14 protein-coding genes are annotated in these 23,998 nt (G+C 39.2%); 5 read left to right on the top strand and 9 right to left on the bottom strand.

All coding sequences use genetic code 11. The annotated features are described in order from the left end of the window. Positions 1-35 precede the first annotated feature (35 nt). Both ALPR1_RS08215 and ALPR1_RS08210 read right to left on the bottom strand, forming a co-directional pair. Positions 36-2,507 carry an ABC transporter permease gene (locus ALPR1_RS08215; protein ID WP_008199864.1) on the bottom strand — a complete coding sequence of 824 codons (2,472 nt, stop codon included), beginning with the start codon at positions 2,505-2,507 and terminating at the stop codon, positions 36-38. 470 nt (positions 2,508-2,977) lie between these two features. Next, entirely contained in the window at positions 2,978-5,419 is a 2,442-nt protein-coding gene (locus ALPR1_RS08210) for an ABC transporter permease (protein WP_153231778.1), read from the bottom strand. Between the two features lie 281 nt (positions 5,420-5,700). Between ALPR1_RS08210 and ALPR1_RS08200 the strand changes: the two genes are divergently transcribed. Then, on the top strand, positions 5,701-7,485 hold the full coding sequence (locus ALPR1_RS08200) for an arylsulfatase (protein ID WP_008199861.1): 1,785 nt from the start codon (positions 5,701-5,703) through the stop codon (positions 7,483-7,485). 34 nt (positions 7,486-7,519) lie between these two features. Here the strand turns inward: ALPR1_RS08200 and ALPR1_RS08195 are convergent, their stop codons facing one another. From ALPR1_RS08195 to ALPR1_RS08185, 3 genes are all read right to left on the bottom strand, one after another. Next, a complete protein-coding gene (locus ALPR1_RS08195) occupies positions 7,520-9,883 on the bottom strand; it encodes an ABC transporter permease (protein ID WP_008199859.1) in 2,364 nt (787 codons plus the stop codon). A gap of 208 nt (positions 9,884-10,091) precedes the next feature. Next, positions 10,092-12,506, bottom strand: coding sequence for an ABC transporter permease (locus ALPR1_RS08190; RefSeq protein WP_008199857.1), 2,415 nt, complete (start codon positions 12,504-12,506; stop codon positions 10,092-10,094). 115 nt (positions 12,507-12,621) lie between these two features. Then, a complete protein-coding gene (locus ALPR1_RS08185) occupies positions 12,622-13,566 on the bottom strand; it encodes a DUF4097 family beta strand repeat-containing protein (RefSeq protein ID WP_008199855.1) in 945 nt (314 codons plus the stop codon). 398 nt (positions 13,567-13,964) lie between these two features. Here ALPR1_RS08185 and ALPR1_RS08180 point away from each other — a divergent pair, with 398 nt between their 5' ends. The 3 genes from ALPR1_RS08180 to ALPR1_RS20255 are packed head-to-tail and all read left to right on the top strand — an operon-like array spanning position 13,965 to position 17,791. Continuing rightward, complete coding sequence (locus ALPR1_RS08180) at positions 13,965-15,830, top strand: hydroxysqualene dehydroxylase (protein ID WP_008199853.1); 1,866 nt, start codon at positions 13,965-13,967, stop codon at positions 15,828-15,830. 21 nt (positions 15,831-15,851) lie between these two features. Then, entirely contained in the window at positions 15,852-16,532 is a 681-nt protein-coding gene (locus tag ALPR1_RS08175) for a transmembrane-type terpene cyclase (RefSeq protein ID WP_008199852.1), read from the top strand. Next, the gene (locus ALPR1_RS20255; protein WP_008199850.1) at positions 16,529-17,791 is read left to right on the top strand and encodes an adenylate/guanylate cyclase domain-containing protein; all 1,263 of its coding nucleotides are present in this window, start codon (positions 16,529-16,531) and stop codon (positions 17,789-17,791) included. The genes ALPR1_RS08175 and ALPR1_RS20255 overlap by 4 nt, the downstream gene beginning before the upstream one ends. Before the next feature lie 8 nt (positions 17,792-17,799). Here the strand turns inward: ALPR1_RS20255 and ALPR1_RS08165 are convergent, their stop codons facing one another. Continuing rightward, positions 17,800-18,375: a hypothetical protein gene (locus ALPR1_RS08165; protein WP_008199848.1), complete on the bottom strand. Its 576-nt coding sequence runs from the start codon at positions 18,373-18,375 to the stop codon at positions 17,800-17,802. A gap of 100 nt (positions 18,376-18,475) precedes the next feature. Beyond that, positions 18,476-18,757: a hypothetical protein gene (locus tag ALPR1_RS08160; protein ID WP_008199846.1), complete on the bottom strand. Its 282-nt coding sequence runs from the start codon at positions 18,755-18,757 to the stop codon at positions 18,476-18,478. A gap of 519 nt (positions 18,758-19,276) precedes the next feature. On the opposite strand from ALPR1_RS08160, the gene ALPR1_RS08155 reads away from it, so the two are divergent. Further along, positions 19,277-20,215 carry a hypothetical protein gene (locus ALPR1_RS08155; protein WP_008199844.1) on the top strand — a complete coding sequence of 313 codons (939 nt, stop codon included), beginning with the start codon at positions 19,277-19,279 and terminating at the stop codon, positions 20,213-20,215. 35 nt (positions 20,216-20,250) lie between these two features. On the opposite strand, the gene ALPR1_RS08150 is transcribed toward ALPR1_RS08155, so the two are convergent. Then, positions 20,251-21,201 carry a bestrophin family protein gene (locus ALPR1_RS08150; protein ID WP_008199842.1) on the bottom strand — a complete coding sequence of 317 codons (951 nt, stop codon included), beginning with the start codon at positions 21,199-21,201 and terminating at the stop codon, positions 20,251-20,253. Between the two features lie 223 nt (positions 21,202-21,424). Then, entirely contained in the window at positions 21,425-23,833 is a 2,409-nt protein-coding gene (locus tag ALPR1_RS08145) for an ABC transporter permease (protein WP_008199840.1), read from the bottom strand. Between the last annotated feature and the right edge of the window lie 165 nt (positions 23,834-23,998).

Here is a 23,998-nt window from a genome sequence, read left to right as displayed (position 1 = left end):
TCGGCTTGGTTATTCGTTGACTTTAGCGAATGATTTCACTCATTTTTAATAGAATCCACTGGGTTGGCAAAAGCTGTTTTTAAAGACTGTATGGAAACTGTAGAATATGCCAGAAGAATGGATATAGCAGCTGAGACTATGAAAAACCATATGGAGACAGGGACTTTAAAGGCAAATTGATCAAGCCATTCCTGCATCAAGTAATACCCTAATGGCAAGGCAATCAATAAAGAAAAGCCAACCAAAATCAGGAATTCGGATGTTAGTTTATTGACAATAGTAGCAGCTGAGGCTCCAAGTACCCGTCGAATGCCAATTTCCTTTCTTCTGGATTCAGCAGTGAAAATCGATAAGCCGAGAAGTCCCAAACAGGAGATTAACAATGTCAAGAAAGCAAAAGAGCCTAAAAGCGAACTGGTCTTAGCTTGCTGCTCGTACTGCATCGCTATGTCTTCATCTAAAAACTTAAAATCGAAAGGCAAACCCGAGTTCACCTCTTGCCATGTGGCTTTTAATTGTTCTAGGACACCTGCGTTTATTCCCTCATTGGCTTTGATCAAAACATAATTACTACCATCAAAGGCTGCATTTTTAACCGGCAAATAGATGGTTGGAGCAATAGCATATCTCAAATCACGTGTATGGTAATCCTTTACCACTCCGACGACATTGCCATTATAATTAGAGAAAAGCTCTCCATTTTCTTCCGTAAAAACCCTCAAATCAGCACCTAGAACTGAGTTTTGATCTTCATTCATCCACTCCAATGCTACCTCATTTACAACCATCGCTACATTATTCAGGTCAGGAAAACGGTCACGCATTAATTTAGAAATCCCACCGTCTGCAGTATTTTCAAGGAATTCTCTACCAGAAACCATAGGAATCCCCAAGCTTTCAAAATACCCTGCATCGATATATTGAACATTAATGTTTTTAGTTTCGCCTTCTTTGATCCCTGGGTAATCTGCTGTTGGATTCCAACCTGAGTCTATTCCAGGACGATCACTAGTAAACTTCACTGAACTTACCCCAGGGAGATTGCTCAATTCTTGTTTGAGTACATCTCCTTTTTCTTTCGCCAGGTTCCCCATTTTCACTGATATCAAACCATCAGAATCAAAACCCATGGAAGAATTTGTCATAAACTGATGTTGGTAAAAGGCAACAGATGCACAAAAAACCAAAAGTGTAGATAGCACAAACTGAAATACTACCAAGGATTTCCTCAATATGGATTTACCCTTATTCAAAGGAGATTGCTTTAAAATCATTTCCGGTTTTAAACCAGATAAATAGAAAGCAGGAAAAACTCCAGCTAAAATCGAGGAAGTAAACCAAATGCCTAAAAGCAACAATTGCATCTGAGTATCTCTCATTAAATCTATAGGAACTCGAATAGCAATGGCACTTTCAACAAGTGGTACTGCTAGGTAAACTACAAGAATTCCCAGCACCATGGCTATGGCATTGATCAAAAATGACTCAGCTAAAAATTGGGATATCAATTGGCCTTTATGAGCTCCATTGACTTTTCTAATACCAATTTCCTTCATTCTTTTGATGGCTCGAGCAGTTGCCAGATTGATAAAATTGATGCAGGCTAGCACTAAAACAAAAACTGCTATAGAAAGAAAAATCCATAGTGTTTGCTCCGACATAGGTGGAGTCCATTCCCCTTGGAAAGTAGAATTCGTATGAACATCCGTGATAGGCTGTAGAAAATGTACGTAGGCTTTTGCTTCTTCTGGATTTCTATATTTTGGGTTTATCTCAGGAATTTTATCACTGATAGCTATCGCATTTTGTTGTTTATTGACCTTCACATAAGTGTAGGTCTGTGGCCACCAAAAACTCCCAAAATCAGCCGTGATTGGAAAATCATTAAAGGATTTGAAAGTATTCATTCCTGAAATGAAATCGAATTTCATATGGGAATTAGTGGGGAGCTCTTTTAAGACTCCTCGAACTTCAAATGAAAAATCTCCAGTAGAAATAAGTACTTTCCCGATAGGATCACCTTCTCCAAAATACTTTTGGGCCATCTCTTCGGTAATCACCACTTGATAAGGGTTTTCTAAAACACCTTTCCAACTCCCTTTACTTAATTCAAAGCCAAATAATTGGTCGAACCCCTCATCTGAAAAAATAAATCGATCTTCCCTGAAACGCTCATCTGGAGCAAGTCCATCAGGTGCATAAAGGTAAGTGCTGATCTGGGTCAAACTCACCACTTCATCCAATTCTCCTTCAAACTCCTTTCTAAGCATGGGAGCTACTGCTCCTCCTGCCCAAGCCCATTTATTTTTTTGTTGGACCTCCTGTACAACTCTATAAATCTGATCCGAGTCTTGATGAAAAGAATCGTATGATTTTTCATGCTTCACAAAAGCCAAGAGAATCAAGCAGCAAGCTAAACCTACCGATAAGCCAAGCACATTGATTAATGAAAAGGATTTCTGCCTAAGCAGATTTCTCCAAGCTATTTTTAAGTAGTTTTTCCACATGGATTTTTAGCGTCTAAAATCCCATTTCCAAATCAATCGATCCTAGAAAATGAGTTTTCTCCACCATCCAATATTCCACTTCTATGCCAGAATAAATACCTTAAAAACTCTCCATTTGACCATTAGGAAGCGTTAATCCATAAAACCAACGGACAATTTTGTTCGCTAGTGGGCAATACTCAGTTGGAAATAAGCAACTAGCCTGACGTAGGCATGGTCGCAGTACGCAGTTTGCCTTTTGTATGCCTGAGCACTTGATAGACGAGAGTCTCGAAATCGAAGGCAAATACAGTTGGCAGTAAGCAGCTAGCCTGCCGTAGCATGGTCGCAGTTGGCCTACCTTAAGCTTGGTCGCAAAAGGCAGTGTATAGTATCAAGATGAATTTTTCAAACGTCATTGCGAGTGAGGAATGACCGAAGCAATCCAATTCCTCCTACCTCCAACTCCACGACTTCCAACCTCCTACTTCTCACTCACTTTTCAGACTATCAATCGGATTCACTATCGCAGCTCGATATGCCTGCGAAATCACTATACCCAAACTGATCACCAAAATGAAGCCCACGCCGATGGCAATAGGAATCAGGCCGATACTTACTCGGGAAGCAAAAAACTCCAACCAAAGATTATTAATAAAGTAAGCAGCTGGTACAGCTAAAATAATCGCCACCCCTAGTAAAATCATAAATCCTCGAGAAAGCAAAACAATGATTTGTGAAACACTAGAACCCAACGTTTTACGGATTCCAATTTCTTTAATTCGAGTTTGAGCCGTATAGGTTGCCATACCCAAAAGTCCAAGACAAGAAACAAAGATTGCCAAAAATGAAATCAAGCCAACCACCGATAAAACATCTCCCAACACCTGGTGGATAAATAACAGTTCCTGATCCATGTATTTATAAGAGAATTTAGAGTTGGGGTTTACCTCCTTCCACGTAGATTCCAAACCTGCCAAAGTCTTGGCTTGATTTTCAGGAGCTACTTTGACCAAAGCAAAGCCCAAAGCAGAACTTCGATTTCTTAAAACCAAGCTTTCTATTTCCCTATCTGGAGATAAAAATTGAAAATCTTTTACTACTCCTGCAACCTCTACATTTTTAAATTCCTCCCCATTTTCAACCACCAAAAGCTTTCCTATGGCTTGATCATTAGACCCAAAATTAAAGTTAGAAACAGCTTTTTCATTGATCAAAATCAATTGATCACTTCCTTCAGTGGGTAAGTTTTTTCCTGCAACAATTTCTAGGTCGAGCACATCAATCGTCCCAGAATTAATATCAAAAAAATTACTTGGCAAACTGTCCAAAGGATGATCCGGATTAATTACCTGAGTTCCAAAATTCCAGCCTCCTCCGGGAATCAGGGAAGTTCCCCCTACCGTAGAAACTGCTGGATTGGATGCTAATGCTTGTGCAAACCGATCGTAATTATCTGGATTAAACAGCTTGACAGTCACCACATTTTCTTTATCAAAACCGTAATCGAAATTCAGAATATGCTTAGCTTGAGATTGCATTAGCACCACGGAAATAATGAATATTAAAGAAATCGAAAATTGAACCACCATCATCGCATTTCGAATACCCATTTTCTTAAAAATCTTTACCTTATTTAACTTGCTGAACAAATTGATCGGATTCAGTCTAGCAACATACATCGCCGGAAGCAAGCCTGCGATGATGCCAACAACCAAACTGAAAACCAAAAATATCCCAAAAGCCAAGAGACTATTTTCAAAGGAAATTTTAAGGTATTGACTGAATGTCAAGCCCTTTACTCCCCACTCCAATAGCTGGAGAATCAGATAAGCAAAAAATAAGGAGCAAAGAGATATCACCACTGCTTCGGTAATAAACTGCGCGAAAATCTGCTTTTTGTTTGCCCCTGAAACTTTTCTTATCCCCACTTCTTTTACTCGGGTCAAAGCCCTAGCCACCGACATATTGGTATAATTCAGGCATGCCGAAAGCATCACGATCATGCAAAGAACCGAAAGGATTAATAAAACGACTTTTGGAAAAGAAACATGGGTAGTATTTCCAATGAAGCCAATCGGAGTGATATCATCTAAAGGAACAGCTTTGAAAGAGTGTTTACCTTCATATTTAGCCCCATAAATTTCTTCAGAAACCTCTTCTAAAGCATATTGCAAATCATCTCTACCCTTTCCATCCTGCATTAAGACATAGGTATAGTTAGTCCAAACATTGTCCCAATCATCTTCTTCATTGGACAAAACAGAGCCTTCAGGAAGCGTTTTCTTTGTACTCAACGAGGCCAGAAGTTTTAGCGGTAAGTGAGTACGTAAAGGAATTGGATTTAAAACTCCCGTAATGGTAAAATACCCAAAGTCCGTCTCAAAATTCCCTTCTTCTATGTCTGTGGCTTTGATGTCTTTATCATGAAAAGCCACTGTTTTACCTAGAGCCGATTCATCACCAAATAATATTTCTGCCATATCGGAGGAAATGACCAGGGAATAGGGTTCGTTTAATGCTGTTGCAGGATCGCCTTCTTTAAATGAAAAATCAAGGATTTTAAATAGGTTTCCATCAGCAAAATAGCCGCCTCCTGTGGCGAACTTATCCTCATAAATCACATCTCCACCTATCTCACTGTTAAGGGCCGCTGACTCCTCCACAAAAGGATATTCGTTTCTTAACTTCTCTGCCAAAGGCAAAGCAGAACTTGCTGTTTCGCCATTGTTTTGCTGATATCGGGTGGTGTGAACCCGGTAAATTCTGTCCTTATTCTCATGATACGTATCATAACTATATTGATCAATCAGTATCACAATAATCAATAAACAAACAGACATACTGACCGCCAAGCCCAAAATATTGATCAAGCTAAAGGACTTGTTTCTAGTCAGATTTCTCCAGGCGATTTTAATGTAATTTTTCAGCATATACATTAGATGTAGATGCCATTGGATTGGTTACAAAAAACCAGAATAAATATAAAGTATCTTCAATTCTATATTTAGACTTTAAATACTGAGAATCAAATTGTTCCCTTTTGGGAAAATTATTTTCAATGAACCTCAGGCAACATATTCTAAAACCCAGTTTATAATAAACATTCCAAATTCCATTCACCTTTTTGCAGGATTATTGAATTTCAATTTCTTGTACGAAGGAATTATTTTACCTTAAAACACGAATTTTCACTTTGCTGATTTTGAAACCCATGCTGAATCCATCCCTTATTTTTTCTAGAAAATTACTTTTCCTATGCTTTCTGGCTTATGCATTTCAATCTTGCCAAAAGGCGGAAAAGGAAGATACCCCACCAAATATTATCCTTATTCTATCGGATGATCAAGGCTGGGGAGATTTAGGAGTGAATGGAAATCCTTATGTAAACACACCCAACATAGACCAACTCGCCGCCAATGGAATTCAGTTTAGCAGGTTTTATGTGAACCCTGTTTGTTCACCAACCCGAGCCGAATTATTGACGGGTAGATTTCACGCGCGCGGAGGAGTTTATTCCACTTCAGAAGGAGGAGAGAGGCTTGATTTGGATGAAACAACGTTTGCAGAAATATTCCAATCCAACGGTTATAAAACTTCAGCTTTTGGAAAATGGCACAATGGATCTCAACCTCCTTTCCACCCAAACAATCGAGGATTTGAGGAGTATTACGGTTTTGCTTCAGGACATTGGGGGAATTATTTCAGCCCTATGCTGGAGCATAATGGAGAAGTGGTCCAAGGGAATGGTTTTATCATCGACGATTTAACCGATCACGCGATGGACTTTATCACAGAAAATCAGGAAAATCCATTTTTTGTTTACCTAGCGTACAACACACCTCATAGCCCAATGCAAGTGCTAGACAATTGGTGGGAGAAGTACGAAAATGCACCCATCGATACCATACACAGATACCATGAAAAAGAGCTTATTGATAAAACCAGGGCGGCATATGCCTTGTGTGAAAATATTGATTGGAATGTCGGTAGAATTCTAAATACACTCGACAGTCTTCAACTTCAGGAAAACACCATCATCATCTACCTATCTGACAATGGACCAAATGGTTGGAGATGGAATGAAGGTTTGAAGGGAATTAAAGGCAGTACGGATGAAGGCGGGGTGCGCTCTCCCCTGATTCTCTTTTGGAAAGATCATTTTAAACCTTTGGTGGTGGATCAATTGGCAAGTACCATTGATATATTGCCTTCTTTGATGGACTTAGCAAAAATCGATTATAAAACTGAAAAACCACTGGATGGGATTAGCTTAAAGCCTTTGCTTTTTGGAGAAGAAATACCTGAAACAAATAGAGTGGTTTACAGTCATTGGAATGGAAAAGTCAGTTTGCGAAACCAACGATACATGCTAGACCAAAACAATGAATTGTATGATTTGGAATCAGATCCCGAACAAAACTATCCGATTACCGCTTCCAAAGATTCTTTACTTGATGAAATGATCCAACTCAAAACCAATTGGACACAAACAGTTTTGTCTGAACTGGATCGGAACAGGGAGGAGATTTTTCCGGTAGGATATAAAGATAGTAAGTACACGCTTTTGCCTGCTAGAGATGGAATTCCTCATGGCAGCATCAAGCGCTCCAGCATTCATCCCAATTCATCCTTTTTCTCCAATTGGACTTCCACACAAGATAGTGTCACTTGGGATACTGAGATATTGACTTCAGGAGAGTATAAAGCCACTGTTTACTATGCTGGCAAAGAAGCTTCTGTTGGCTCCACTCTTTTATTAAGACAGGGAGAAAATGAAGTTCGCACCTCCGTCGACCAAGCAAATGATTCAGATTTCGTGGCTGCTGAATTTGACCGATCACCAAGATCAGAATCTTATGAAAAAGACTATAAACCTATGGAAATAGGCACGATCTATCTGGAAAAAGGCCGTCACCCACTAGTGATGAAAGCCCCAGAAATAAAAGGATCCGAATTTATCGAAATTCGCTTATTGGTTTTAGAGCGCCTTGACTAAATCACAAATCTTATATCATATATCCTACATCAAATCACTCGCTTTTCAAAGTATTCGCAGGATTGACCAAAGCCGCTTTGATCGCTTGAGAACTCACAGTAAGTAGCGCAATCAAGAGAGTAACAATACCAGTCAACAAAAAGATTTTCCAATCAATGGTAGTTCGGTATTCAAATGTATCCAACCAGTTTTTCATAAAGTACCATGAAAGCGGAATCCCGATAAGTACAGAAATCAAAACCAGTTTGCTGAATTCGGAGGAAAGTAATCCCACCAAATTGGTAACTGAAGCTCCCAACACCTTTCGGACTGAAATCTCTTTTTTCCTACTCTCAGCAATGAATGTTGCCAATCCAAACAAACCCATACAAGAGATCACGACTGCTAATCCTGAAAATAAAGATGTTAGAGAAGCAGTCCTTTTTTGAGATTGAAACTTTTGCTCGTTCTCCTGATCTACAAACTTGTATTCAAAAGGTGAATCTGGGTTAAACTTTGCAAATACCTGTTCCACATTTGCTAGGGAACTTGCCATATTTTGGGTTTCCTTCAAGCGAATGTGAATAAAATTCAGATTTCTTTTGGGCCCCATCACCACGATAGGTCTTATTTCTTCAAATGGAGATTCCATAATAAAATCCTTTACCACTCCCACTACTGTAAATTCCAAGTCATCGTCATTGATCACTTGACCGATTGGATCTTCAAACCCCATGATCTCAGCAGTTTTTTCGTTGATAATGGCTGCCATACTATCACTGGCATAAGTAAATATGTCGATGTCCCGACCAGCTATCAATTCCATTCCTGCAGTTTTGACCAAGTTGGCATCCTCTCCCATCCTATACATCGTAGGTCGATAATCTGGATCTTTTCCTTGCCAATCCATCATATTGGTATCGCTATAAATCATTGTCAATGGTGAGAAAGTATAAGTCACACTTTCCACTTCGGGGAGAGCTAGCAACTCATTCCTCATCGGAATTTTATTTTTTCGGATCGATTCAGTCACTTGATGAAAAATCAAATTCTCTTCATTCATTCCCATATCCCTATTTTGAACATATTCCACCTGATCACGAATGATCCATACACTGGAAATCAATGCTACTACCACAGCAAATTGAAACACCACCAATACCTCTCTAGGTTTGATGCCAAAGCTTCTTCTAGCACTCATCTTTGGCTTAAAAATAACGGTTGGGTTAAAGGAACTCATCAAGAATGCAGGGTAACTTCCAGCCAAAACCCCGACAAAAAGGATGTATGCAAAAGATAAAATCCAAAAATACGGTTGGAAAAAAGGATTAGCTAATTGCTGTCCAATCAAATCGGAAAACCATGGAAATGATATGGAAACAATGACTAATGAAACTAGATAAGCGCAAAGCGCAATGAGAATAGACTCAGCCAAAAACTGTCCAATGAGCATGTTCTTGCCGGCTCCGGAAATTTTACGAATCCCAACTTCTTTGGCGCGTTTCTCACTTTGTGCGGTGCTCAAGTTCACAAAATTGATCCCTGCAATCAGCAAGACAAGAACAGACACTATTCCGAACATCCGTATCAATTCTATCTTTCCTCCTACCGATTGACCATTTTCAAATTTGGAATAAAGGTGTAAGTCTTTGACAGGAAAAAGGAAGTCAGAAATCTCATCTTCTAAGCCTCCATATTTCATGGAAAAGTCGCTGTACTTTTCATTAAACAGCTCTAGGTCAGCACCCTCGGTAAGCATGGCAAAGGTTCTCATGGAGTTATTCCCCCAAAAATCATCTACCCAACCCATAGCTTCCAATTTTTTGAAAGGAATAAATGCCGTAAATGAGAATGAAGTGTTTTCAGGCAAATCTTTGATCACCGCTTTGACTTCAAAATCCAACTGATCTTCGACTGTAACTGATTTCCCAAGAGCAGAGGTTTCTCCGAAAAGCTTCTTGGCTACAGATTCGGTCAACACAATATTATCTGGAGCAGACATGGCTTCCACTGGATCTCCTTCTAAAACCTCAAAACTGAAAATTTTAAAAAATCCGGGATCTGTAAATGTGGGTAGTTCAGAAAACTTATTATCCCCAACAGACAAAATCATGGGATCCCATTCTGTGATTCTGGCGATTTCCTCTACTTCCGGAAATTCTTCTTTCAGCGTAGGAGCATAAGGAGCTGGTGTGTAATCCCAACTCATGGGTTCACCATCAATGGTGGTAGTCCTCCAGACTGCAAAGATCCGGTCAGAATTTTCATGGAACCGATCGACTGAGACTTCAAACTGTACCCAAATCAGGATTAAGATGGATGCAGCCATTCCGATTCCCAATCCACCAATATTGATGAAAGAATATCCTTTGCTTCTACTGATATTTCTCCAAGCGATTTTTAGGTAGTTTTTTATCATAGTTCTAAGGTTGTAAGGTTCTTTTCTTGGTTCTTGACTCTTTACTCTTGGTTCTTGTTTCTTGACTCTTGTTTCTTGACTCTTGTATCTTGGATCTTGATTCTTGACTCTTGTTTCTTGGATCTTGTTTCTTGGATCTTGATTTTTGACTCTTGTTTCTTAATACTAGATGCCTACCTTCGGCAGGCAAGATTTTTACTTGATACTTTTATTCGCTTTTCAAACTATCCACCGGATTCATCAACGCAGTTTTAACTGACTGAAAACTCACCGTGATCATTGCAATCATTAATGCTGCTAATCCCGTCAACCCAAAATACCACCACTTCAATTCAATCTTAAATGCAAAATTCTCAAGCCAAGAATCTGCGAGATAGACACTTAAAGGGATAGAAATCAAAATGGCAAGAACCACTGTCTTGGCAAAATCCTTTGAAAGCAATGACATGATACTCCAATCGGTTGCGCCCATGGTCTTTCTGATGCCTATTTCTTTGGTGCGCTGCTCCGTCATAAAAGCAGTCAAACCATATAATCCCAGACAGGCTATGAAAATTGCCAATAAGGCAAATCCAATAATCATTTTTCCGAATCGCTCTTCTTTCTCATAATTCTGTTGAAAATCCTGGTCTAAAAATGAATAAACAAAAGGCTCATTGATACCTGATTTCTTCCAGATTGACTCGGCGTTTGACAAAACTTCACCAGTATTATTTCCTGCAAAATTTGCAATGAGATAGCCTCCGTTATTTTGGTTGATAAAGGCATAAGGCTGAATTTGCTTATGCAAACTTTGAAAATGAAAATCTTTGACCACACCAGCGATTTCATAACTCACCTGCTCCCCTCCCCAGTCAAAAAACACTTTTTTACCCACCGCATTTGAGGTTTCATAACCTAATGCTTTCACTGCTGATTCGTTCAAAATGATCTGGCTTAAGTCTGCTGTATATTCCTCCGTAAAGCTTCTACCTTCCAAAAGGGTAAATCCCAAAGTCTCTACAAAATCATCTCCTACGAAGGCATTGGTAATGTTCACCAAATTATCCTTTGGTTGTCCTTCTGCATAATACATCATGCTCTCGATGCTTTCTACCCCGGGATAAGTAGTGGCAATGGTTACAGACTTTACCTTGGAATCCTGAAGCAAGCTTGCTTTTAAAACCTCATATTTCCCTGCAGCTTCTTCGCTTTGAAGAGGTAAAATCAATTGCTGATCTTTAGAAAATCCCAAGTCTTGATTTTGAACAAAATCCATCTGGTTTTTCATCACCAATACCATCAAAATCAGACAGGAAGAAATTGCAAATTGAAACACAACCAATATTTGCCGCAACGAAACCCCAGATACTTTCCCTTTGAATTTTCCTTTCAATACAGAACTAGGTGTAAATCCAGATAGGAAAAATGCCGGATAGGTTCCAGCTAATAACCCGGCGACTAATGCCAAACCGAAAATAGAAACCAAAGGAAATGTGCGTTGGAATAGGTCTAATTCTTTTCCTGTCAATTGATTGAAAAAAGGCATGCAAAGTGAGGCAATCAGAAAAGCCATAATTAATCCCAGAAAGGACACCATGATGGACTCACCCAAAAACTGCTGAACCAAAGCACCCTTTTGTGCTCCCAGCAATTTCCTTATTCCTACTTCTTTGGATCGCTTTTCTGATCTCGCAGTAGCAAGATTCATAAAATTGATGCATGCGATCAGAAGAATAAAGAAAGCAACCGAACTAAAAACATATAAGGTCGTGATATTGCCAGTCGTACCCAATTCGTATTCTATTCTTGAGTGAAGGTAAATATCTTCCAAAGGCTGCAAAAACAAGCTTTTCTCCACTCCCATCGCCTTCAGATCTGCTGCTCCATGTTTATCAAAAAAAGCAGGAAGTTTGGCTTCAAAAGAATCTGGATCTGCCGAAGGTTGTAACTTTACATAAGTGTAAAAAATGTTATTGGCAGCCCAACTTGTCATTCTTTTTACAGCATTTCCAATGTCATTATTTTCCATCGAAAGGAAGAAATTCGGATCGATATGGGATCTTCTTCCATTATCTTCAAAAACCCCCGTCACGGTATAATCAAAATCCCCAAATGGCAAACCAACGGAAATAGGTTGATTGATGGGGTCGGAACTTCCAAATATCTTACTTGCCAAAGTAGCCGAAAGCACAATCGAATTTGGTGAATTGAGTGCATTTTCTTTGCTGCCGCTTAGCAAAGGATAATCAACCACATTAAAAAATGTGGAGTCCACGTAGTAACCCTTTGATTCGTAAAACTGAGTTATTTCCCCATTTCTTTCACTTTTCAATAGCATCTGGTCCAGCTCGGGAAACTTCATGATACGAGTGGAATTTTCTACTTCCTCAAAATCATTTTTTATCGCTTCAGCGAGTGGTCCAGGAGTTCCTGCCCACTTACTTTCACTGGTCTCTAAAGCAATTCTGTAAATTCGCTCCGAATCCTTGACCCCTTGATCGTAGGCCAACTCATCAAACACAAACAATCCGATCAACAAACACGCTGCAAGCCCAACAGCCATTCCGAAAACATTGATCACAGTAAGTGACTTATGCCTTTTCAGATTTCTAAATGATATTTTAAGGTTGTTACGCCACATGAACGAGTTAATCTTTTAAAATTGGAGATTCAGGATTTGGTAATTCTCAAATCACCCATCACAGACATGGTTTTTCGAGATTCAATATTGATTGAAGGTTTAATTTGGAATATTGTCAATCCATAAATTCCAGATTGATGCTTCCTCCTGAACTCTGCATAGATAGCAAATAGCCACCACCGTTCATTTTTCCAACAATCATATCTTTTTTCACTTCTCCGTCGAAATTCACAAATTTTGAATTGACCCGACCACCTCTTAAATCCAAATCCAAACCAAGGCCTGAAGGAACAATGGCAGAAATACTTCCACCAGAGCTTCTGAATGAAAGATCATCATCAACTCCCAAAAGTTTTGCTCTGATAGAACCACCACTGGTATTGGCATCGATGCTCCCAGAAATATCTTCTAAGGTCACGCTTCCTCCGGAGGTATTAATTTTCAATTCCCCTTCCAATCCATCAATTTTCACAGAACCACCACTCGTTTGAATATCCACTTCTCCATCAAAATCATTCAGAGAAAAAGAGCCTCCAGAACTTTTTGACACTACTGTTCCTGATGCATTCTCTATTCTAATACTACCTCCACTGGTAGCAATTCTTTGATCTCCTGCTAACCCACTCATGGAGATAGAGCCACCGCTAGATTGGAAATCAGAGGAGATATCAGTGGGAACCTGCACTTTAAAAGAAAGATTTAGGTTATTCCCTCTTCTCCAAATACTACTACTTTTCTTTTTTACTTTCACGGATATGGTATTACCACTTTTAGAAATGTCCAAATCGTATGCTTCAAGAAATTCTTCTACTTCTGGGTCCGAAGATTCTATTGTCTTACCATTTCTTTTGACATACATTTCCACTAGCACTTGATTTCCACTCACTCCTGTTACAGCTATACTAGCTCCTGAAGTTTCTACATCCAAGTTTCCTTTTCCATTAAGCGTGAATTCTTTGGTTAAATATGGATCAGCAAAGACCTTAGCAGAAACCTGCTGCACAGACGCAAAAAACAGGAGGAAGGAAAAAGCGATGAAATTAATTGTTGAATCTTTCATGAGATGGTTGGATAAAATACACAACATCTTTTTCTACAATTATGCCATAGAAAACGCACCTCAGTTTCGTTGAAGAGAGGTTTTTATGAAATGAACCATAATTTACTCGGACAATTTCGTTCGTATTCGGGCAAAACCTCAAATGGCGATTGCCTACTACTTTTAGGTAAGATCTGGAATATGACTTGAATTGGATCTCAAGTCTAATTATTAGCCCGACCGATCTCTATTTCAAATGCACCAATCTGATTTTCAAAACTATAACTACGTTTTTCATACTTAGAGCTCTCTTGCTTAGAATTACAGGAAATCTTTTATCTTGAGATAAATAGCAAAAGAATCCCCCCGAATTTTAATCCAGAAGATCTAAAATTCAGATTTTTTTAGAAGCCCATTTTATGAAAAAAATAATTATTGCTGGTGGTGGTGTTGCCGGAATGAGCGCAGCCCATGAACTGATAGAAAGAGGTTTTGAGGTGCATGTTTACGAAAGACAACCTGAGTATGTAGGAGGCAAAGCCCGGAGTACAAATATTCCACATACCGCAAAAGGTGATCGCTTGGGCTTGCCAGGCGAACATGGATTTCGATTTTTTCCAGGTTTTTATAAACATGTGACAGACACTATGAAGCGGATCCCTTTTAAGGGAAACAAAAAGGGTGTTTATGACAATCTGATATCCACCAATAGAGTAATGATGGGAAGAGAAGGGAAAAATGGCATTATTGGACTTGTCAATTTCCCAAAAAGCCTTCATGATCTGAAGCTTATCGCCGAAGAGATGAATGTAGGAGACACAGGGCTTTCCCAAAAAGACATTTACATGTTTATGGACAAAATATGGCAACTGATGACTAGTTGCTATGAGCGTCGATTACAGGAATATGAGAGGCTGGCCTGGTGGGAATTTACCGGGGCCGATGATCAAAGTGAAGCTTACCGTGAATTTTTCGTCGGAGGAATTACCAGGACCTTAGTCGCTGCAAAACCTCGATTGGTTAGCACCAGAACTGGCGGGGACATTTTATTGCAGCTTATTTTTCAAATGGCAAACCCTTTCACCCATACAGACAGGGTACTTAATGCCCCCACAAATGAGGCTTGGCTCAATCCATGGCGAGATTACCTTATTGGAGAAGGTGTACATTATCATCATGGGGAGGTTTTGAAAGAGGTGCATTGTGAACCGGGAAATGAAGATAAAGAATCGGTGATAACCGGAATTTCTGTTCAAAATGAAAGTGGAGAAGTCAAAAGTATCAAAGGTGATTATTATATCATGGCGATTCCGGTGGAGGCCATGGCCCCACTGTTGAATGAAAATATCTTAAAGGCTGACAATCAACTACTAGGGATTCAAGAGCTTGCCAATGATGTACAATGGATGACGGGAATGCAGTTCTATTTGAAGGAAGATGTCAAAATCACTCGTGGTCATATGATGGTAATAGACTCTCCTTGGGCTGTGACTGCCATCAGCCAACCTCAATTCTGGAAAAACGTCGACTTATCAAAATATGGAAATGGCGATGTAAAAGGAATTATTTCTGTTGACATCAGTGATTGGAACCAGATTGGATATAATGGAAAAGCTGCCAAGGAATGCACTAAACAGGAAATTATGCAGGAAGTTTGGTGTCAGCTCAACTTGGGACTTCGCGAGAATGGGAAGGCGCTTTTAACTTCGGATATGGTTGTTTTCTGTAACCTGGATAGAGACATCAATTACAGTCCTGCCACTGAAAAAGATGAGAAACTGGATATCAGCCAGTTGAAAGATTGCTCATTAGATGTGATCAAAAACTGGAAAGGGAAATACATGGCAACTTTGATTCCCGGCAATTCAAAAGACCAATTCAAAACAGTCGATAAAGAACCATTATTGGTTAATAATACCAGAACATGGGATCTTCGTCCTGATGCTTATTGCAACATTGACAACCTCTTTTTTGCCAGTGATTATGTTCGTACACATACAGATTTGGCCACAATGGAAGGAGCCAATGAAGCGGCAAGACGGGCCGTTAATGTAATTTTGGAAAGAAGTGGATCTTCTGCTTCTAAATGTGAAATCTGGAATCTACACGAACCTTGGCTTCTTGCTCCCCTGCGATGGTATGATAAAAGACGATTTAAGAAAGGTATGCCTTGGAACGAAAACTTTCCTTGGTTTATCAAACTCGTCCATTGGTTGTTCAATCTCATTGGTAAAATCACCAAGCTATTTGTCAAAAAACCAAAGGCGAAGCCCTCCAATACATAATTTCAACAAAAACAATTAAGAATGACCATCTGGGAATACATACAGGAACCTCACCCCTGGTTTGATACAAGCAATTATACTCCGCTTCAAATTGTACTTTTCACAACTGGAGCATTACTATGGATTGTGGCCTATATTGTTATCATCCGTGTGGCAATTAAAAGCAAAACAGTCATCATCCCGGCCGTAGCTGTTGTATGCAATTATGGAAATGAAATAGGGGGTGCTTTTTTCTGGGTACCTGACATGGGAAAAGCTTTGGTAATCGCCTATTGGGGATGGTTTCTTTTAGACACGTTTATTGTTTACAAACTTCTGAAATACGGTTACAAACAGTTTACCACACCTTTTTTCAAGAAAAACATAAAATGGTTAGTCTTGGTAGGTTTGGCAGGCAGCATTCCTTTAAGTTCACTTTTCATGATCCAATATGATTTACCAATGGGTGTTTTAGATGCCTATATTGTCAATATTGTGATGAGTGTTGCCTTTTTAAGTTTGCTTTATGTTCCAAACTTTCCTGAGCACAGTACTTTACTGGCTTGGAGTAAGTTTTTGGGTACAGGTATTATAAGTGTCATGTTTAGCATGAAATACCCTGAAAACCATTTTCTTTGGGTTATCTACTTTGTGGTAGCGGCATTTGATATAGCATTTATTATTTTGATGTATCGAAAGCGAAAACAGTTGCAAACTGCATGAGCAAAATTTTAGGCAATATTCACAATTGGGCGATACCAACACTACCTACTGGTGATGTGGACTTGCTGCGCAAACACAAACTTTTTATTAATACATGCCTTTTTAATTTAATCTTCGGCACCGCTTATGGGGTGATGAGTTATTTCATCAGCTTCGAAACAGGAATCTGGACCATGATTCTCAGCGTCTTCTTTTTCATTGGCAACATATTACTCCTTCGTTTTATCCACATCAACACCCTGGGTTTTGTGATGAGTTTGTATACAATTTGGCTCAATGCCATTTTGGTTTACTATTCAGGCGGACTATTTACTTCTCCGGTTTCTCCCTGGATTACCCTTACTGCCCCTATAGTTTTACTCCTTACCAATAGAAAGACTGCTTATGCAGTTTTAGCTCTATGTATCCTCTATGTGATAGTCTATTTTGTTTTAATAGTAAGTGGCTATGAATTCCCATTTACTTACGACAGAGAAAAATACCATTACCCCTTCCTAGCCTTTGCGATGGCTGGACTTGTAGCTATTTTCTTTTTAATCGCCAATACTTTTGAGAAGCTCAAACAACAGGCATTAGAAAGCTTGGTAGCGAAGCAAAAGGAATTAGAATTTGAACAGGAGCGTTCTGAAAATCTACTTCTGAATATCTTTCCTGCCGACATAGCGGAGGAGTTAAAAAGTACGGGTAGGACTCAAGCTCGACTTCATGATAATGTAACGGTACTTTTTGCCGATGTTAAGAACTTCACCATCGTTTCCGAAGGCTTGCTTCCCGATCAGTTGGTAGCATTACTAGACACTTATTTTCAGCGGATTGATGCCATTATACAAAAGCATGGCTTAGAGAAAATTAAGACTATAGGGGATGCTTATTTAGCAGCAGCTGGAGTCCCAAAAGGCAACAAAGCAACTGCTCGGGATGTTGTGGCTGCCGCTTTGGAAATACAAAAAACCAATGATGCCTATAAGGTTCTCAGGGAAACAGAAGGTCTGCCATTTTTCGATTTTAGGATTGGGATCAATACAGGTACAGTGGTAGCTGGTGTCGTAGGAGATAAAAAATATGTTTACGATATCTGGGGAGATGCTGTAAACACTGCTGCCAGAATAGAAGAAAACAGCGCGCCAGGTCGAGTAAATATTTCTGCATTTACCCATCAGGTAGTAAAAGAACATTTTGAGTTGGAAGAGAGAGGCCTTATCTCAGCAAAAAACAAAGGTAAAATTGAGATGTTCTGGGTTTTGGGTCATAAAAAATAATTCTTTCTTTACCAATCCAGTCTTTTAGTCACCAGTTCATCAATCTGTTTAAAGACTTGTTTTGGATGACGAGTCCTCCAGGAGAGATCATTTAACTTCCCTCCCATTACCAAATAATGATCTACGCCATATCTGCTCATTTCATCCAGAATATGTTCTCTCATATTCAATACTGCAATCCAACCCTCTTCAAGATCTTCTTGCCACTCATCGTAATAATCCTCATAATCTTGACCCGTATGGAAGTTCAATAGATTTTCTCCTATCAGGATAAATTTATTGACCCCTTCTCCCACCATCACTTCCACCACATCTCTCTTCAGAGTTTGTATATCATTATTGATCAAATCATTCCATTCCCCAAAAAGCTCCAAAAAGGCAAAACCATTTGCGTAATCCACATACAATACTTTTAAAAACAGGGACTCGCTACCGATGTTATCCCATTGGGGATGAATTACAAAATTATAAATCTGATCAGTAAAACTTACTTCGCTATTTTGATAACCAAAAAATGGCGACCTCGAGTCTTCTGAGGCAACATATAAGTTTCTCCATCCATAGTAAGGTTCTATCGTATGCATTTTGCTATCCTTTGTTTGAAAAACCTTTTTGCAAAAGGAATACAAAGGTGCATGTTCAGAATAAAACTTACCTCATAAATCGATAAATATTGAGCTTGACTTAATGGACCTGCATCCACTTTTTGCTTTCCTTACTTACAAAAGTAATAGGAACAAATTTGTCTGTTGGAGCTCCAATAAAATAGACTGTCCAATTTGGATCATGATGAGAAAGCATATCTGAAATACAATCAGCTCTATGCCCTTGAGGATTTTCACACTCATCCCAATAAAACAACTCTACTTTATAATGAAGAGATTTCACTTCATTGTTAATGATCACTTGAATTTCAATATCCTGTTTACCAGGAAAGGTCGGAATAGGGATGGCAATATGGCTCATATCATGAAAGGTTATTGTGTAAAATTATTGATGCATGTAGTGTTTTTAGGATTCCAAAATCATTGGATATAATATCCTGAGGAAATTATTCCCAGATGAAATAATTGCTCGCTAACACCAATATCCCATCTACTTTCATGCCATACAGAAAGCCTCAAAACAGACAAATAGAGGGTATTAAACACTATGAAGAGGGTATTTCACCGAACAATTCCGTCCGAACATGGGCAAAATCGTAATTTTATATCTTTAGTGATGACAGATGAGAACACGATTTTGGCCATCATAAAAAGGAAGGAAGGTGATATTCAAACGAAATGATTACCTTAATTTTTCTTATCTTTTTTTCTAGCCTAATAACGTAGATTGATGAATACCAATAAACTAACTAGCCTCTTATTTATAACTTTTCTTATTTTTTCTTGCGAAAGCAAACCAGGTGAATACGTCTGCACTCCATGCGACCTTACATGTGACAGTGAAACTTTCCACGAACCCGGGACCTGCCCTCATTGTAATATGCCCTTGGTAAAAGTTAGTGAACTTGAAAAGCTAAATAACCTAGTTGTAAATCAAATCGATATTCAAGAAGGCTCTGGTGCCTTTCTCATAGAAGGAGGAAAAGGGAAAGAAAGTAAATCGATCAAGGTTTTTTATCATAAACCCATCAATTTTTCGGAGGACTCCAAAATTCTACTTGTCATACCCGGTGCCGGAAGAAATGGGGACAGTTACAGGGATGCCTGGATCCCAGAATCTGAAAAATTCAATGTGCTTATTCTCTCCCCGATGTACGCAGAGGATGAATATCTTTTTGAGGATTACCATTTAGGAGGCATAATGACTGGTTTAAATCTGGAAGAAGCTGCAGAAGCTGTTCCCAATACGAACCAAGTGAAGTTGAATGAGGAAATATTCAATTTTACCATAAATCCTGATAGGGAAACATGGTTATTTGAAGACTTTGATAGAATCTTTGAATTGGCAAAGGAAGCAACTGGATCAGCCCAAAGTACTTATGACATTTTTGGACATTCTGCTGGGGGCCAGATTTTGCATCGATACACCATTTTAAAACCCTATTCCAAAGCAGATCAGATAATTGCAGGGAATTCAGGCTTTTTTACCATGCCTGACACTACGCTCAACCTTCCTTTTGGTATCAAAGGTCTGGAAGTTTCTAAGGAGGATTTAAAAGCCTCCTTCCAGCAAAACTTGGTTCTTTTACTTGGAGAAAATGATAATGAAACTGAAACCGGAGGCACCATGCTCAAATCACCGACAGCAGATCTGCAAGGAAACGGAAGACTGGCCAAAGGCCAGTATTTCTATGAAAAATCTAAAAAGTTGGCTGAGCAGCTGGGGTACGAGTTTAATTGGAAGTTAGTAACTGTTCCAAATGTGGGGCATGATCAAGAATTAATGGGTGATGCCGCTGCGAAGATCTTGTACGAGTGAATTGAGTAAGGGATGGCAATAAGGAACAAAAAACTTTACATCAATATTCCATCTTCATTTGGCTGAAGTTTTTCTGGAGCTTTATTTGACTCCATCGCCTGATGTAAATCAATTTCAATTGTATTGCAAATAGCATCTAATGGAACATCCCACCGAAAATTTTCAAAAGGTTTTGCCATCAGAATACCCATCTGATGTATCCCGTAAAATACCCATGAAACCATTACAGAAACAGGAAAAACCAACCACCAAGCTTTGATTTCACTAAAAATTGGCAACAGTGAAAACGGAAGAAATAGAATAAATAAATTGAGCAATATTCTATTGAATATTTCATATGCCTTTGGAAAAGGAGTGTGCTTTATCCTTTCTGATTTACCTTGACAATCAGAAAGTCTGGTCAGTGTATTATCGATATTAATTTGACGAATTTCATCGATAAAGCCTTCATCCCTACATTTCTTTAGTTTTAGCCCTTGCTGGATTAGCAATTGCGTAGCTTTATTTGACTTACTAGTAATGAGTTCCCTAGTCTCAGGGTTTAAATCCTTGTTCACCTTGTCTTCCCAGTCTTCCTCCTTGGTATTTTCTCTCAATTGAAATTTAAGAGCATATACAAAGCTGATATGAGTGAAAATAAGATCTTCTTGTACGGTCTTTAATTTTGTAGAATCAGAACTAGTTTCCTGATTAATATTTACCATTGACAGCACTTGACGTGTAAAGGTGCGACTGTCATTGACTATTCCTCCCCAGATCTTTCTAGCCTCCCACCAACGTTCGTATGCGGATCCATTTCTAAAACCAAGCATAATGGCAAGGGCTGTTCCCAATGTGGCAATAATAGCAATGGGCATTTGCAAGGATCCAAATCCCAAAACAAAATGCAAAATCACAGCAATGGCAGTAATACTTAAACTAAATAATATATTCTTCAGGCTGAATCTTAATACAAGTCGCCAGTCAAACTTATTATGAACGATCATAAATTATTTTGGGTAAATAAAAATTAGGCCAACAAAAACTTTCTAAAATACAAGAAAAGAAATTCAATTTAAATTGAAACCACCTAGTTAGAGTTTTCTTAAAAATCTACCTTTTAGGTTCGGTCATTCCTCTGCTTTTTGATTTTAGATTCAATTCTAGCTGTAACCTCCATTAAAGACGGGGAACTGCTTTTGATCACTGCGAAATCAGACTGCGATTTTTCTACTCGCTTTTCAAACTCTTGACTGGATTCATCAACGCCGCTTTGAATGCTTGCGAACTCACCGTAGCCAATGCAATAAGGATTGCCACCAAGCCAGAAACTGCAAAAACCCACCACTCTATATCGATTCTATAGGCAAAATCCTGAATCCACTGATCCACTACATACCAGGAAATCGGAACTGCAAAAACAATAGCAACCAATACCAGTTTGATAAAATCCTTGGAAAGTATGGCTACCACAGTGGCCACGGATGCTCCCAAAACCTTTCTGATTCCTATTTCTTTTACACGCTGCTCCAAGGTGAATGAAACCAATCCAAAAAGCCCCAAACAGGAAATCAAGATGGAAAGTCCCGTAAGCATGCCGACGATGGCATTTACCGTTCGATCAGCTCTATACAATTCTTTAAAGTGATCATCTAAAAACTGGTACTCAAATTCCCGTTCCGGGATCTGCGTATTCCAGATAGATTCAATTTGGGCAAGTGCTTCAGGTACATTCTCACCGCTTATTTTCACGGACAATTCTTCAAATCCCCAATTTCGTTGATTGAATATGGTCAGCGTTTCAATTTTATGATGTAAGGAATTGAAATTGAAATCCTTGACAATGCCCACAAGTCTCCCCGCTGAATCCATCCCGCTGAAACCGAATTGGGATCCTATCAATGACTCTATATCCCTATTTTCTCCATCCTTTTGAATAAGCTCTTTGGCCAGTGATTCATTGATCAGGTACGTATTGCCGTTATCCGCTTCGGTATCATTAAAGTTTCGGCCTGCAATCAATTCAATCTTGTACACATCCAAAAAGTCCGGATCCACCACTACTTGTGAGGTCGCCAGATTTACAGCTGGCCCAACTCCATGAAAAGTTATTCCTGTTTGATGGAGGTTATTGCCCAGTCGCTGACCGGAAGCTGTCACTTCTTCCACCTGCGAACTTGCAAGTAAGGCCTGCTTTAGCGTCTCGTATCGATCTGTTAAGCGCTGCCCAAATGGAATAGTAATCACTTGTTCATGTTTAAATCCCAAGTCTTTTTCCTGCATAAACCTTACTTGCCGAGAAGCAAACAAAGTGGAAATAATCAGGAAAATAGCACAGCTAAATTGCACCACCACCAATACATTTCTAAAATCAGCCTTCCTTTTTCCAGTAACTGGAGAGCCTTTCAAAACCTTTACCGGATTAAAATTGGATAGATAAAGCGCAGGGTATAAACCTGAAAGGGTTCCGACCAAAACAGCTCCCAAAAGCATTGAAACTAGGAAAAGAGGATTTCTGAATAATGGAAACTCAAGTTGACGCTGGCTAAACTCATTCAGAAACGGCAATGCAAGAGATACCAAAACCGCTGCCAGCACCATAGCCATCAGGCTTATCATAATAGATTCTCCGATAAACTGTAAATACAATTGGGGTTTGGACGCACCTGAAGCTTTTCTTACGCCAATCTCCATGGCGCGGCTAATAGATTTGGCAGATGATAAATTCACAAAATTGATCCCGGCGATAAAAAGTACAATCAATGCGATGTAAAAGAATATTCTTGTGTATGCTCCGTCAAATTTCTGATAATTGATGTAATCATGGGTGATGTCCGTAGAACCTGCATGAACTTCACTTAAAGGCTGAAGGAAAAGCTCATACCCTCCTGCTCCTTCCTCTCCCATATGGGAAACTAGAAAGGCAGGAAACTTTGATTCCATTGCCTCCAAATTCGCTTCATCTCCTAATTCTAGATAAGTAGTCAGCCAATTTCCGCCCCAGTTGTCCATGGCTTGAGGACCTACATAGCTGCTGAAAGATGTTAGCGCCTCAAATCTCAAATGGGAATTTTCTGGGATATCTTCCAATACAGCAGTGATGGTGTATGAAATAGTATCTTGCTCAGAAAGCGTAAGGGATTTACCCAAGGGAGATGTTTCGCCAAAAATCTTCTCAGCACTTTTCTCAGTCAAAACAATACTGTAAGGTTCAGTCAGAGCTGTCGCTCGGTTACCTTCTACAAGTTTGAAATCAAAAATCTGGAAAAAGGAAGAATCTGCCCACATGGTTTCTGTAAGCATGGCTTCTTTTTCTTGATCTTTAAACCTCAATTCTCCACCTGGCCTTACCCTTGTGAAATTCAAAATTTCAGGAAACTCCTCAAGCAAAGTCGGCCCCATGGGATACATGGACAAAGCAACTTTCTGAGGCGCCACCATCCCTTCCCAATTCTGTACTTCATCCAGACGATAAATATTCTTGGTGTGAATGCTATCAAAACCCTGCTCATAATTCACAAAAAGCATAATCATAATACATACCGCCATTCCTATGGACAATCCGGCAATATTCAAGAAAGAAAAAAGCTTGTTCTTCCTGATATTTCTGAAGGCGATTTTTAGATAGTTTTTCAGCATTTGTTCTAAGATTGGAAGATTACAAAATTGAAAGGTTTAAAGGTTGTAAAGATGTAAAGTTGTAAAGTTGAAATGTTTTAAAGTTGTAGGGTTTCACCTTGAGCGTTCCTTGCTATCGGGATCGAAGTCTTGAATCTAGATTCTTTATTCTTGACTCTAGGCTCT

The organism is Algoriphagus machipongonensis, from assembly GCF_000166275.1.
GTDB classification, from domain to species: domain Bacteria; phylum Bacteroidota; class Bacteroidia; order Cytophagales; family Cyclobacteriaceae; genus Algoriphagus; species Algoriphagus machipongonensis.
Note: the sequence above shows the minus strand (reverse complement) of the source record. Positions and strands in the feature narration are given on the sequence as shown.

What these genes read in the sequence shown, in the direction of transcription:
- ALPR1_RS08175 (WP_008199852.1), top strand. Translation starts at nt 15,852, where the DNA reads ATGACCATCTGGGAATACATACAGGAACCTCACCCCTGGTTTGATACA.
- ALPR1_RS08150 (WP_008199842.1), bottom strand. Translation starts at nt 21,201, where the DNA reads ATGATCGTTCATAATAAGTTTGACTGGCGACTTGTATTAAGATTCAGC.
- ALPR1_RS08185 (WP_008199855.1), bottom strand. Translation starts at nt 13,566, where the DNA reads ATGAAAGATTCAACAATTAATTTCATCGCTTTTTCCTTCCTCCTGTTT.
- ALPR1_RS08190 (WP_008199857.1), bottom strand. Translation starts at nt 12,506, where the DNA reads ATGTGGCGTAACAACCTTAAAATATCATTTAGAAATCTGAAAAGGCAT.
- ALPR1_RS08180 (WP_008199853.1), top strand. Translation starts at nt 13,965, where the DNA reads ATGAAAAAAATAATTATTGCTGGTGGTGGTGTTGCCGGAATGAGCGCA.
- ALPR1_RS08195 (WP_008199859.1), bottom strand. Translation starts at nt 9,883, where the DNA reads ATGATAAAAAACTACCTAAAAATCGCTTGGAGAAATATCAGTAGAAGC.
- ALPR1_RS08165 (WP_008199848.1), bottom strand. Translation starts at nt 18,375, where the DNA reads ATGCATACGATAGAACCTTACTATGGATGGAGAAACTTATATGTTGCC.
- ALPR1_RS08200 (WP_008199861.1), top strand. Translation starts at nt 5,701, where the DNA reads ATGCTGAATCCATCCCTTATTTTTTCTAGAAAATTACTTTTCCTATGC.
- ALPR1_RS08215 (WP_008199864.1), bottom strand. Translation starts at nt 2,507, where the DNA reads ATGTGGAAAAACTACTTAAAAATAGCTTGGAGAAATCTGCTTAGGCAG.
- ALPR1_RS08155 (WP_008199844.1), top strand. Translation starts at nt 19,277, where the DNA reads ATGCCCTTGGTAAAAGTTAGTGAACTTGAAAAGCTAAATAACCTAGTT.
- ALPR1_RS08145 (WP_008199840.1), bottom strand. Translation starts at nt 23,833, where the DNA reads ATGCTGAAAAACTATCTAAAAATCGCCTTCAGAAATATCAGGAAGAAC.
- ALPR1_RS20255 (WP_008199850.1), top strand. Translation starts at nt 16,529, where the DNA reads ATGAGCAAAATTTTAGGCAATATTCACAATTGGGCGATACCAACACTA.
- ALPR1_RS08160 (WP_008199846.1), bottom strand. Translation starts at nt 18,757, where the DNA reads ATGAGCCATATTGCCATCCCTATTCCGACCTTTCCTGGTAAACAGGAT.
- ALPR1_RS08210 (WP_153231778.1), bottom strand. Translation starts at nt 5,419, where the DNA reads ATGCTGAAAAATTACATTAAAATCGCCTGGAGAAATCTGACTAGAAAC.